10 protein-coding genes and 1 pseudogene are annotated in these 11,531 nt (G+C 66.7%); 9 read left to right on the forward strand and 2 right to left on the reverse strand.

The window, feature by feature from the left end; genetic code table 11:
• Window positions 1–166: 166 nt before the first annotated feature.
• From AC1RTA_RS04570 to AC1RTA_RS04610, 9 genes and pseudogenes are all read left to right on the forward strand, one after another.
• Window positions 167–526: a response regulator gene (locus AC1RTA_RS04570; protein WP_130459035.1), complete on the forward strand. Its 360-nt coding sequence runs from the start codon at window positions 167–169 to the stop codon at window positions 524–526.
• A gap of 557 nt (window positions 527–1,083) precedes the next feature.
• Window positions 1,084–1,383 (forward strand): annotated as a pseudogene (locus AC1RTA_RS04575) (methyl-accepting chemotaxis protein); the annotation flags it as partial.
• A 295-nt stretch (window positions 1,384–1,678) separates the two neighbouring features.
• Window positions 1,679–2,047 carry a response regulator gene (locus AC1RTA_RS04580; protein ID WP_014238480.1) on the forward strand — a complete coding sequence of 123 codons (369 nt, stop codon included), beginning with the start codon at window positions 1,679–1,681 and terminating at the stop codon, window positions 2,045–2,047.
• 10 nt (window positions 2,048–2,057) lie between these two features.
• Window positions 2,058–2,372: an STAS domain-containing protein gene (locus tag AC1RTA_RS04585; protein WP_014238481.1), complete on the forward strand. Its 315-nt coding sequence runs from the start codon at window positions 2,058–2,060 to the stop codon at window positions 2,370–2,372.
• On the forward strand, window positions 2,369–4,597 hold the full coding sequence (locus AC1RTA_RS04590; RefSeq protein ID WP_492784066.1) for a chemotaxis protein CheA: 2,229 nt from the start codon (window positions 2,369–2,371) through the stop codon (window positions 4,595–4,597). Before AC1RTA_RS04585 ends, AC1RTA_RS04590 begins: the two co-directional genes overlap by 4 nt.
• A gap of 60 nt (window positions 4,598–4,657) precedes the next feature.
• A complete protein-coding gene (locus tag AC1RTA_RS04595; protein WP_492784067.1) occupies window positions 4,658–6,829 on the forward strand; it encodes a HAMP domain-containing methyl-accepting chemotaxis protein in 2,172 nt (723 codons plus the stop codon).
• Window positions 6,830–6,840: 11 nt separating this feature from the next.
• Complete coding sequence (locus AC1RTA_RS04600) at window positions 6,841–7,359, forward strand: chemotaxis protein CheW (RefSeq protein WP_152089687.1); 519 nt, start codon at window positions 6,841–6,843, stop codon at window positions 7,357–7,359.
• 15 nt (window positions 7,360–7,374) lie between these two features.
• Window positions 7,375–8,634 carry a two-component system sensor histidine kinase NtrB gene (locus AC1RTA_RS04605; RefSeq protein ID WP_492784068.1) on the forward strand — a complete coding sequence of 420 codons (1,260 nt, stop codon included), beginning with the start codon at window positions 7,375–7,377 and terminating at the stop codon, window positions 8,632–8,634.
• A 246-nt stretch (window positions 8,635–8,880) separates the two neighbouring features.
• On the forward strand, window positions 8,881–9,513 hold the full coding sequence (locus AC1RTA_RS04610; protein WP_492784069.1) for a DUF8189 domain-containing protein: 633 nt from the start codon (window positions 8,881–8,883) through the stop codon (window positions 9,511–9,513).
• Window positions 9,514–9,618: 105 nt separating this feature from the next.
• Here the strand turns inward: AC1RTA_RS04610 and ssb are convergent, their stop codons facing one another.
• Window positions 9,619–10,113 carry a single-stranded DNA-binding protein gene (gene ssb, locus AC1RTA_RS04615; RefSeq protein ID WP_014238487.1) on the reverse strand — a complete coding sequence of 165 codons (495 nt, stop codon included), beginning with the start codon at window positions 10,111–10,113 and terminating at the stop codon, window positions 9,619–9,621.
• Window positions 10,114–10,145: 32 nt separating this feature from the next.
• Window positions 10,146–11,324 carry an MFS transporter gene (locus tag AC1RTA_RS04620; protein WP_043799797.1) on the reverse strand — a complete coding sequence of 393 codons (1,179 nt, stop codon included), beginning with the start codon at window positions 11,322–11,324 and terminating at the stop codon, window positions 10,146–10,148.
• Between the last annotated feature and the right edge of the window lie 207 nt (window positions 11,325–11,531).

Below are 11,531 nucleotides of genomic sequence, written 5' to 3' on the forward strand. Positions count from 1 at the left end.
CTCCCATCCCCGGCATGGCCGGCCCGCTGCCGCGGGCACTCCCCTTGTAGGGTTTACCTGACCCCCGAATCAGGCTTGCCCTAAGTCACATTCCGCCGTTGCCGACGGCGGCGCTTTGGCGTCTGGCGTGAAATACACCCATCGCAGCACGCCACGGACAAGCGCCATGAAAATCCTCATCGTCGAAGACTCGAAGCTGGTCAGCGAACGGCTGCGCCTGGCATTCGCCGACCTGCCCCGGGTGGAAACGGTGGTCACCGATCGCATCGACATCGGCCTGCGCCATTTCCGCCTGTTCCGCCCCGAACTGCTGATCCTGGACATCGAGGTGGCCGACGGCAGCGGCATGTCCCTGCTGGGCAAGGTGAAGCTGGAAGCGCCGGCCACCATCGTCGCCATCTTCACCAACCATCCCGGCTTCCGCCGCCGCTGCGCCGCGGCCGGCGCCGATTTCTTCTTCGACAAGTCCTCCGACTTCGAACCCCTGGCCAGTACGGTGCGCCACCTGGCGGAGGCCCGGCAATGAGCGCCCCCACCACCTGGACCCCGCTCGGCCTGGGACTGGCCGGCGCCGCCTGGTCCCTGGGCCAGGGCGGCAGCACGGCCGGCGGCATCGGCGGCGCCCTGCTGCTGGCGATCGCCGGGGCAGCCGGCGCCTGGTACGGCCGGCAGCACAGCCGCCTGCTGCAGGAACGGCTGGCCGCAGCCCTGGCGGCCGGCGCCCGGGGCGAGGCGGAGGAGCGCCAGCGCCAGGCGGGATTGACCGCCCAGGTGCACAGCATCGAAGGCCACATCCTGCCCATCTGGCGCAAGCAGCTGACCCTGGTCGGCGAGCAGACGGAAACGGCCATCGCCGCCCTCTCCTCCCGCTTCGCCGGAATCGTGGACGGCCTGGAGGCCAGCGCCCGGGCCTCCGACGCCTCGGTGGGAGGCAACCTGCTGCAGACCCTGGAGCACAGCCGCCGGGAACTGGACGCCCTGCTCGCCACCCTGGCCGGGCTGCTGGCCAACAAGCGCCGCATGCTGGAAGAGATCGGCCGCCTCGCCGCCTTCACCGACGAACTGGATGCCATGGCCCAGGGGGTCGGCCGCATCGCCGGCCAGACCAACCTGCTGGCCCTCAACGCCGCCATCGAGGCGGCCCGGGCCGGGGACGCGGGACGCGGCTTCGCCGTGGTCGCCGACGCGGTGCGGGAGCTTTCCAACGAATCGGCCGGCACCGGCCGGCGCATCGCCGACAAGGTGCAGCTGGTCAACGAGGCCATCCACGGCGCCCTGCAGGCGGCGGACCAGGGCGCCCTGGCCGACGAGCAGGCCCTGGGCCAGGCCCAGCAATCGGTGGCGGGAATCCTCGAAGGTTTCCAGCGCGTCACCGGCGACCTGGCGGACACCGCCAACACCCTGCGCCGGCAGCACCAGGGCATCCAGCAGGAAGTGGCCGAATCCCTGGTCTCCCTCCAGTTCCAGGACCGCATCGGCCAGATGCTGGGCCACGTCCGCCAGGACATGGAAAGGCTGGAGCAGCACCTGGCCACCGGGCCGGAACACCTGGACGCCCAGGATTGGCTGGACAACCTGGCCAGCACCTACACCACGGCCGAGCAGCACGCCGTGCATGGCGGCAAGAGCAGCCAGGCACCGGCCGACTCCGACATCACCTTCTTTTAGGACCGCCCCCATGGCAAAGACAATTCTCATCGTCGACGACTCCGCCTCCCTGCGCCAGGTCGTCAGCATTGCCCTCAAGGGCGCCGGCTACGAAACCCTGGAAGCCTGCGACGGCCAGGATGGCCTGAACAAGCTCAAGGGCCAGAAGGTGCACCTCATCATCAGCGACGTGAACATGCCGGTGATGGACGGCATCACCTTCGTCACCGAGCTGAAGAAGCTGCCGGAACACCGCTTCACCCCGGTCATCATGCTCACCACCGAAGCCGGCGACAGCATGAAGCAGCGGGGTCAGGCGGCGGGGGCCAAGGCCTGGGTGGTGAAGCCCTTCCAGCCGGCCCAGATGCTCACCGCCGTGACCAAGCTGGTCATGCCCTGAGGAGCGCGCCATGGAGATGAAGACCCATTCCGCCGACGGCGTCATGCACCTTGCCCTGCAGGGCGAATTCACCATCTACGACGCCGGCATCAAGGACGAGCTGCTGGCCCTGTGCGCCGGCCCCCGGGTGGAGATCGACCTGAGCCAGGTCAATGAGATCGACAGCGTCGGCGTCCAGCTCCTGCTGCTGGTCCTGCGCCAGGCCCAGATGCAGCAGCGCAGCCTGCGCCTGGTGGCCCTGCACCCGGCCGTCAACACCATGTTCGAGCTGTACGACCTGCACCAGACCTTCGGTCTCGACAACAACGGGGAGCTGCCGTCGTGAGTACCGATGACGTCCTGCAGACCTTTGTCGCCGAAGCCCGGGAACTGCTGCTGGGCATGGAGGATTCCCTGCTGGCCCTGGAACGGGACCCGCGGGACGGGGAGGCCATCTCCGCCACCTTCCGCGCCATCCACACCATCAAGGGCTCGGCCGGGCTGTTCAGCCTGGACCAGCTGGTGGCCTTCGCCCACGTGGCGGAAACCCTGCTCGACCTGGTGCGGGACGGCCGCGTCGCGGTGGACGGGGACCTCATCGCCCTGCTCCTGGAGTGCAGCGACTACCTGGGCTTCCTCATCAACCAGATCGCCGGCGACGAGGTGGCCGACGCCGCCGCCCAGGAAGCCCGCAGGCCCGCCCTGCTGGCCCGTCTCCAGGCATGCATCGCCAGCAGCGGCGCCCCTTCTGCCTCCCAGGCCGAGAGCCCCCGGCAGGCCTCGCCGAGCGCAGTGCCGGCCGCCGGCGAGGTGGCGGACCCGGTGCATAACGATGCCTGGCACATCTCCCTGCGCTTCGGCCCCGAAGTCCTGAAGAACGGCATGGACCCGGCCTCCTTCCTGCGCTATCTCGGCACCCTGGGGGAAATCGCTCACATCACCACCCTGTGGCAGCAGATGCCGGCGCCGGAAGCCATGGACGCGGAAAGCTGCTACCTGGGCTTCGAGCTGGATTTCCGCAGCGAGGCCAGCCGGGAAGCCATCGACAGCACCTTCGACTTCGTCCGGGACGACTGCCGCATCACCCTCCTGCCGCCCCGCAGTTCCATCGACGACTACCTCAAGCTCATCGCCGAAGCGCCGGAAGGGCTGGAGCGCCTGGGCGAGATCCTGGTGGCCAGCGGCGCCCTCAGCCAGGCCGAGCTGGAACGGGCCCTGGAACGGCAGCGTCAGGCCGCCCCGCCGGCCCTGGGAGAGATGCTGATCCAGGAAGACGGCATTCCCGCCCCCGTGGTCCAGGCCGCCCTGGAAAAGCAGGCGAAAGGCCGGGAGAACCGCTCCGCCGCCACCCGCTTCATCCGCGTCGATGCGGAAAAGCTGGAGGACCTGATCAACCAGGTGGGGGAACTGGTCATCGCCGGCGCCTCCGCCACCCTGCTCTCCCAGCGCAACGGCGATACCGCCCTGATCGAGGCCATGGCCCAGGTGGGACGCCACGTGGAGGAGATCCGGGACCGGGCCCTGTCCCTGCGCATGGTGGAGATCGGCGAGTCCTTCAACCGCTTCCCCCGGGTGGTTCGGGACGTTTCCCGGGAACTGGGCAAGGACATCGAACTGGTCATCACCGGCGCCGAAACCGAGCTGGACAAGACCGTGGTGGAGAAGATCGGCGACCCCCTCATGCATCTGGTGCGCAACTCCATGGACCACGGCATCGAATCCATCGAAGAGCGCCTGGCCCGGGGCAAGCCGGCCCAGGGCCGCCTCAGCCTCCACGCCTACCACGAGTCCGGCAGCATCGTCATCGAGGTGGCCGACGACGGCGGCGGCCTGAAGCGGGACAAGATCCTGGCCAAGGCCATGGACCGGGGCCTGGTGGCGCCGGGCCAGGCCCTCACCGACCGGGACGTCTTCAACCTCATTTTCGAGCCCGGCTTTTCCACCGCCGAGCAGGTCACCAACCTCTCCGGCCGCGGCGTCGGCATGGACGTGGTCCGCCGCAACATCAGCGCCCTGCGCGGCAGCATCGACATCGAGAGCCAGGAGGGCGTGGGCACCACCATGCGCATCCGCCTGCCCCTGACCCTGGCCATCATCGACGGCTTCCTCATCCAGGTGGCGGACAGCGCCTTCGTCCTGCCCCTGGACCTGGTGCAGGAATGCATGGAACTGCCCGACGGGGAGCGCCTGCAGAGCCGGGGCCAGAGCAGCCACTACCTGGACCTGCGCGGCGAGGCCCTGCCCTGCCTGCGCCTGCGCAACCTGCTCAACCTGGAAGGGGAAAGCAGCCAGCGGGAGAACGTGGTCATCGTGCAGTACGGCAACCGCCGGGCCGGCCTGGTGGTGGACCGCCTGCTGGGCGAGTTCCAGACCGTGATCAAGCCTCTCGGCCAGATCTTCCGCCACCTGCGCGGCTTCTCCGGTTCCACCATCCTCGGCACCGGCGAGGTGGCCCTCATTCTCGACGTACCCACCCTGGTGCACGACGCCAGCGACAAGGAAGCCCGGGAGCTGGGCGAGAAGTGCACCACCGCCAACCAACGTTTAAGCAGCAGCGAGCAGGTCGATTAGATCCCGCCCGCCCGGCAACACACCTTAACCGACCGATTTCTTCGTACGAAGGAGCTTGAAATGACTCTCAAACAACGCCTCTACCTGCTCATCTGCAGCGCCGCCCTGGGCCTGGCCATCCTCGCCGGACTCGCGACCTACCAGATCGAACGGGTGTTCACCATCACCAATTTCTCCAACATCAATGCCCTGCCTTCGGTGCAGGTGCTGCAGGAGGCCTACGTGCCCCTGGCCAGTGTGCGGGCCCAGGTATGGCAGCACATCACCCTGGAAGACAAGGGGCGAATGGCCGAGATCGAGACCCGCATCAACGCCAACATGGCCAAACTCGACGAAGCGCTGAAACGCTACGAGGGGCTGATTGCCGACGACAAGGACCGGCAATTGCTGCGCGAAGACCGGGAGGCGCTTGAAGGCTACCGCCAGGTGCGGGAGCAGACCATGGCCCTCTCCCGGGAGAACCGCATGGCCCAGGCACGGGATTATCTCCTGGCCAACCAATCCGCCTTCAACCGTATCAACGACGCTTTCCTCGCTCACCTGCAATACAACCTGGACCTGGGCAACCAGTCAGCCAAGGAAGCGGAGAAGGTAAGTTCTGCCGCGGTATGGCAGTCCGCTGCGCTTAGCATCGCCACCCTGGTACTGGTGGTGGGTCTGGGGATTCTCATCATGCGCTCGGTCTCCCGCCAGCTTGGTGCCGACCCCGCCGTGGTGGCCGTCTGCGTCAATCGGGTGGCCCAGGGCGACCTGTCCCAGGAAATCGCCCTGGATGGCGTGGCCAAGGAAGCGCTGCTGGCCAACGTGGCCCGCATGCAGGACACCATCCGCACGTTGATCAACGACATGAATCACATGAGCCGCGAACACGAACTGGGCGACATCGACGTGGTCGTTCCCACCGACAAGTACCAGGGCGGCTTCCGCGCCGTGGCCGAAGGTGTCAATGGCATGGTGGCGGGGCACATCGCTGTGAAGAAAAAGGCCATGGCCTGCGTCGGAGAATTCGGCCGGGGCAATTTCGAGGCGCCGCTGGAACGCTTCCCGGGTAAGAAGGCTTTCATCAACGACACCATCGAGCAGGTGCGCGCCAACCTCAAGGCCCTCATCGAGGACACCTCCACCCTGGCCACCGCCGCCCTCCAGGGCCGCCTGGAAACCCGCGCCAATGCTGAACGCCACACCGGCGACTTCCGCCGCATCGTGGTCGGCATCAACGACACCCTGGATGCCATCGTCACCCCGCTCAACGAAGCCATGCGGGTACTGCAGTCGGTGGAGCAGGGCGACCTGACCCAGAGCATCAATGGCAACTACCACGGCAAGCTGCAGGACCTGAAGGACTGCGTCAATAGCATGGTGGGCCGCCTCAGCACCGTGGTCGCCGAAGTGCGCACCGCTGCCGACGCCCTCAGCAACGCCAGCGAGCAGATCTCCGGCACCTCCCAGGCCCTCTCTTCCGCCGCTTCCCAGCAGTCCTCCAGCGTCGAGGAGACCAGCGCCTCCATGGAACAGATGAGCAGCTCCATCAACCAGAACACGGAGAACGCCAGCGTCACCGACGGCATCGCCAGCAAGGCCTCCACCCAGGCGGTGGACGGCGGCAAGGCCGTCACCGATACCGTGGCCGCCATGAAGTCCATCGCCGCCAAGATCGGCATCATCGACGACATCGCCTACCAGACCAACCTGCTGGCCCTCAACGCCGCCATCGAGGCGGCCCGGGCCGGGGACCACGGCAAGGGCTTCGCCGTGGTTGCCGCCGAAGTGCGCAAGCTGGCCGAACGCAGCCAGGTGGCGGCCCAGGAAATCGGCCAGGTGGCGGGCAACAGCGTCTCCCTGGCGGAACACGCCGGCAAGCTGCTGGACGAGATCGTCCCCTCCATCAAGAAGACCTCCGACCTGGTGCAGGAAATCACCGCGGCCTCCAAGGAACAGGCCCTGGGCGTCGGCCAGATCAACAGCGCCATGTCCCAGCTGACCCAGACCACCCAGCAGAATGCGGCTTCCTCCGAGGAGCTGGCCGCCACGGCCGAGGAAATGACCGGCCAGGCCGAGCAGTTGCAGCAGCTGATGGGCTTCTTCAACACCGGTCACGGCACCACCCAGCGCAACGTGCAGTTACGTGGCACCAAGAAGTCCGGCCAGGCACCGCGCCAGGCATCCCGGCAGGAAAGCTGGGAAAGCGCTTCTGCCGAAGTGGAAGCTGGCGGCGACTTCGTCCAGTTCTAAGGAGAATGGCCATGAACGCACCAGTCACCGCCGCTCCCGAGAGGGAGTCGGAAGCCCGCACCCAGTGCCTCACCTTCCAGCTGGGCAATGAGCTGTTCGCCGTGGGCATCCTCAACGTCCGGGAAATCATCGAGTACGGCCACCTGACGGTGGTGCCGATGATGCCCGACTCGGTCCGCGGCGTGATCAACCTCCGCGGCGCCGTGGTTCCGGTGATCGACCTGCGCCGCCGCTTCGGCCACGCACCGACCGTGGTCGGGCGGCGCACCTGCATCGTCATCGTCGAGACCCCCACCGCCGAGGAAACCCAGGTGGTGGGCATCATGGTGGATGCGGTGAACGAGGTCCTGGACATCCCGGACACCCAGATCGAACCGCCGCCGGCCTTCGGCACCCACCTGCGCACCGACTTCATCCGGGGCATGGCCAAAATGGACAAGGGTTTCATCCTGGTCCTGGATCTCAACCACGTGCTGGCCGAGGACGATTTTCACGCGCTGGTCCAGGACAGCGAATGCGCCGCGGCCTGAGCAGGGAGGAACTCCATGGAACCGGACCACAACCCCGCCGGGGATTCGCAGCAGCAACAGGTGCTGGCCGCCTTCGCCCGCTGGAGCCGTACCTACGAGCTGATCCTGCACTCGGCCAGTGAAGGCATCTTCAGCCTGGATACCAACGGCTGCATCACCTTCGCCAACCCGGCTGCCTCGCGCCTGCTGGGCTGGCCGGTGGAGGACATGCTGACCCGGCCGGTGGCCGCCGTGCTCTATGGCGACAAACCCAATCCCCTGGCGGGGGAGGCGGAGTTCCAGCACCGCCGCCAGGTGTTCCTGCAGCGGGACGGTTCCAGCATCGTCGTCGAGTGCAACCAGGCCCTGATCCTGGAGGAGGACCAGACGGTCGGCGCCGTCCTCATGTTCAACGACATCAGCGAGCGGGAACGGGCCGAACGGGCCCTGCAGGACACCCTGACCTCCCTGGAACAGACCAATCGCCGCCTGACCCAGACCCACGACCAGCTGCTCCATGCCGAAAAGCTGGCCGCCATCGGCCAGCTGGCCGCCGGCGTGGCCCACGAGATCAACACGCCCCTCGGCTACATCCAGAGCAACCTGGGCGCCATGGCCCGGCACCTGGAGGACCTGCTGACCCTGGTGGACGCCTACGAGAGCGCCGCCGCCGGCCAGCAACCGCCCGGCCGGGAGCGCATCGACCTGGACTTCCTGCGCCAGGACGCCCCCCAGGTACTGGCCGAAACCCGCCAGGGCATTTCCCGGGTGAGCACGGTGGTACGCCATCTCCTGGAGTTCTCCAGCACCTGCGCCAGCGGCGAATGGCGCCAGGCCGACCTGGAAGCCATCTGCCGCACGGCGGCGGAACGGGCCTGCCAGAAACGCCACAACTTCCGCCTGGAACAGCGCTACGACGCCCTGCCGCCGCTGCACTGCCTGCCGGAACGGCTGCAGCAGGCCCTGGAAAACCTCATCGACAATGCCCTGCTGGCCATCCCGGCCGAGGGCATGGTGCGCCTGCACGGCAGCTGCCCCGACGGCCGCCAGATCTGCCTGACAGTGGAGGACAACGGCTGCGGCATCGCGCCGCAGCATCTGGAAAGCATCTTCAACCCCTTCTTCACCACCCGGCCGGTGGGTTCCGGCGAAGGCATGGGACTCTCCGTCGCCGATACCGTCGCCCGTCTCCACGGCGGCAACATCGAGGTGGAAAGCAGCCCGGGCCTGGGCAGCCGCTTCACCCTCCACCTGCCACTTCAAAACAACCTTCCTCAGGCGAAGGCAGCCGAATGATCAATCCTGGCCGTTGGTGCAACTTGAATGCAAGCGAATCGCCTCGTAATCAGTGGGGATGAGAGCAAGTCAACGCCAAAACATACCAAAGTCATATTGCAATAATCCGGCGACAGACTATTGTTTTCCAACTGCCGTCTGCCCGCTTCTCAACCGCTCAGACGGCGGGTCGCCGGACTTCCCTGGATTGCCTTCATCATGGCGCCCCCAGCCTCCGGCCTGTGCAAGATCACCAAGGAGGCAAGCATGAGCAAGACCAACTACATCATCAGGAACAATCCCAACAACGGCCCGCTGGAAGCATTCACCATCGGCCCCAATGCCGAACTCTGGCATTCGTGGCAGTCGCCCACCGGCCCCGGCGGCTGGAGCGGCTGGTCCAGCCTGGGCCGCCCAGCCGGCGTCTTCATCAGCCAGCTGGAGGTGATCGGCAACGCCAGGGACAGCGGCCCCTTGGAAGCCTTCGCCGCGGGCTCCGACGGGGCCCTCTGGCATATCTGGCAGGGCGGCGGCCAGAAGGACAACTGGAGCAACTGGGAATCCCTCGGCGCCCCCGGCCCCAAAGCCCTGATCACCTCGGTGGAAGTGGTGGAAAATGCCGGCAAGGGCACCCTGGAAGCCTTTTCCATCGCCACCGATGGCGCCCTCTGGCACAACTGGCAATCCCCCAGTGGCCCGGGCGGGTGGAATGGCTGGTCGTCCCTAGGACAACCGCCGGGCGGCATTGCCATCGGCCAACTGCTGGTGGCCGAGAACGCCGGCACCAGCGGTCCCCTGGAAGCCTTCGCCCTGGGTTCGGACCGGGCCCTGTGGCACATCTGGCAGGGTGGCGGCCAGAAGGACAACTGGAGCAACTGGGAATCCCTCGGCGTGCCCTGACCTGGACGGGCACCGTTCCCACACCGGCGTGCCGGTTGCAATGAAAAAGCCCGGAATCCGTTGAGGATTCCGGGCTTTTCTTCAGCGCAAGAGACTGGACGGCTTTTAGAAGGGAATGTCGTCGTCCATGTCGTCGAAAGACGGGGCCTTCTTCTTCGGCGCAGAGGCAGCGGGGGCGGAGGAACGGGGGCTGAAATCGCCGCCGCCGAAGTCGTCGCCGCCGCCGTAGGAGGCACCGCTGCCGCCACCTTGGCCGCCCTGGCCGCCACGGCCGCCGAGCATCTGCATTTCGGTGGCTTCGATTTCGGTGGTGTAGCGTTCCTGGCCGTCCTTGTCCTGCCACTTGCGGGTACGGATGCGGCCTTCGATATAGACGGAAGAACCCTTCTTCAGGTACTGGCCGACGATCTCAGCCAGCTTGCGGAAGAACACCACCCGGTGCCATTCGGTGGCTTCACGCTTCTCGCCGGAATTGCGGTCTTTCCAGGTTTCGGTGGTAGCCAGGCGGACAGTGGCCACAGCGTCACCGTTGGGCATGTAACGGGTTTCCGGATCGGCCCCCAGATTGCCCAAAAGAATCACTTTATTGACTGCAGCCATCGATGTTTCCCCAATAGTAAAAAATGTTGAATTCAGGCCGGGCGCTGCTGGGCGCGGACCGGCGGCTTCATGGTCAGCCCCAGGGCCAGCCAGACGAGACTCAGGATTCCGGTACACCACCACACCGCATCGCCCCCCAGACGTTGCGCCAGCATACCGCCGACGGCGCCGCCAAGGAACAACCCGAGAGACTGGGTCGTATTATAAATGCCAAGTGCCGCTCCCTTGGCTTCCACCGGTGCGATACGGGAAATCAGGGAAGGCTGGGTCGCTTCCAGGATATTGAAGGCGACGAAAAAGGCGGTCAACAGCAGGGCCAGGGGCCACAGGCCCTGGCCGAAGAGGCCGAAACCGGCCTGCACCAGGAGCAACAGGACCACGGCGCCGTTAAAGACCATTTTCATGCGGCCGTACTTCTCCGCCGCGATCACCGCCGGCACCATGAAGGCGAAGGAAACCAGCACGGCAGGCAGATACACCTTCCAGTGCTCGGCCAGGGGCAGGTCGCCGGTCTTGACCAGGGCGGCGGGGATCAGCACCCACATGGCGGTCTGGGTCAGGTGCAGGACGAAAACGCCGAAGTTGAGACGCAGCAGCTGGGGATGGAACAGCACGTCGGCAAAGCGGGTACGGCCGCCATCCACCAGCACCTTGGGCGCCGGCGGTACCACCTTGTACAGGGCGACGATGGCCAGCAGGGCCAGCCCCCCGGTGAGAGCGAAGATGCCGGCCATGCCGATGGCGGCGTAGAGCAGGGGGGCCGCCACCAGGGAGAGGGCGAAGACCAGGCCGATGGAGGAGCCGATCATGGCCATCACCTTGGTGCGGTGCTGCTCCCGGGTGAGGTCGGCGGCCAGGGCGGTGACGGCGGCGGAAATGGCGCCGGCCCCCTGCAACACCCGGCCGGCGATGATCATGGGCAGGTCGTCGGCGGCGGCCGCGATGAAGCTGCCCAGGGCGAACAACAGCAGGCCGAAGACGATCACCGGCTTGCGCCCGAAACGGTCCGAGGCGATGCCGTAGGGAATCTGGAACAGGGCCTGGGTGGCCCCGTAGATGCCGATGGCCAGGCCCACCAGCAGGCCATTGTCGCCACTGGGCAGGGTGTGGGCGTAGACGGCGAAGACCGGCAGGATGAGGAACAGGCCCAGCATGCGCAGGGCAAAGATGGAGGCCAGGCTGGCGCCGGCGCGGCGTTCCTCGGGGGTCATGGCATCGCCGGCGGGAGCGGCAGCGGTCAGGGGCTTGGCGGACACAGGGAGCAGGTAGGGATGGGGGGAAGAAGCAGGGGCGAATCTTAGCAGGTTTGCCCGGCGCCACGAAAAGCACCGCAGCCCCACGGAGCCACCGCCGGCCCATTCGTTCGGATTTCCGAACGCCATACCCGACCCTTGTCCGGAAAGCCGAACAACGCCCCC

The sequence above is a fragment of the Azospira sp. MPR-E4 genome (genome assembly GCF_058809645.1).

What these genes read in the sequence shown, in the direction of transcription:
- AC1RTA_RS04570 (WP_130459035.1), top strand. Translation starts at nt 167, where the DNA reads ATGAAAATCCTCATCGTCGAAGACTCGAAGCTGGTCAGCGAACGGCTG.
- AC1RTA_RS04580 (WP_014238480.1), top strand. Translation starts at nt 1,679, where the DNA reads ATGGCAAAGACAATTCTCATCGTCGACGACTCCGCCTCCCTGCGCCAG.
- AC1RTA_RS04585 (WP_014238481.1), top strand. Translation starts at nt 2,058, where the DNA reads ATGGAGATGAAGACCCATTCCGCCGACGGCGTCATGCACCTTGCCCTG.
- AC1RTA_RS04595 (WP_492784067.1), top strand. Translation starts at nt 4,658, where the DNA reads ATGACTCTCAAACAACGCCTCTACCTGCTCATCTGCAGCGCCGCCCTG.
- AC1RTA_RS04600 (WP_152089687.1), top strand. Translation starts at nt 6,841, where the DNA reads ATGAACGCACCAGTCACCGCCGCTCCCGAGAGGGAGTCGGAAGCCCGC.
- AC1RTA_RS04605 (WP_492784068.1), top strand. Translation starts at nt 7,375, where the DNA reads ATGGAACCGGACCACAACCCCGCCGGGGATTCGCAGCAGCAACAGGTG.
- AC1RTA_RS04610 (WP_492784069.1), top strand. Translation starts at nt 8,881, where the DNA reads ATGAGCAAGACCAACTACATCATCAGGAACAATCCCAACAACGGCCCG.
- ssb (WP_014238487.1), bottom strand. Translation starts at nt 10,113, where the DNA reads ATGGCTGCAGTCAATAAAGTGATTCTTTTGGGCAATCTGGGGGCCGAT.
- AC1RTA_RS04620 (WP_043799797.1), bottom strand. Translation starts at nt 11,324, where the DNA reads ATGACCCCCGAGGAACGCCGCGCCGGCGCCAGCCTGGCCTCCATCTTT.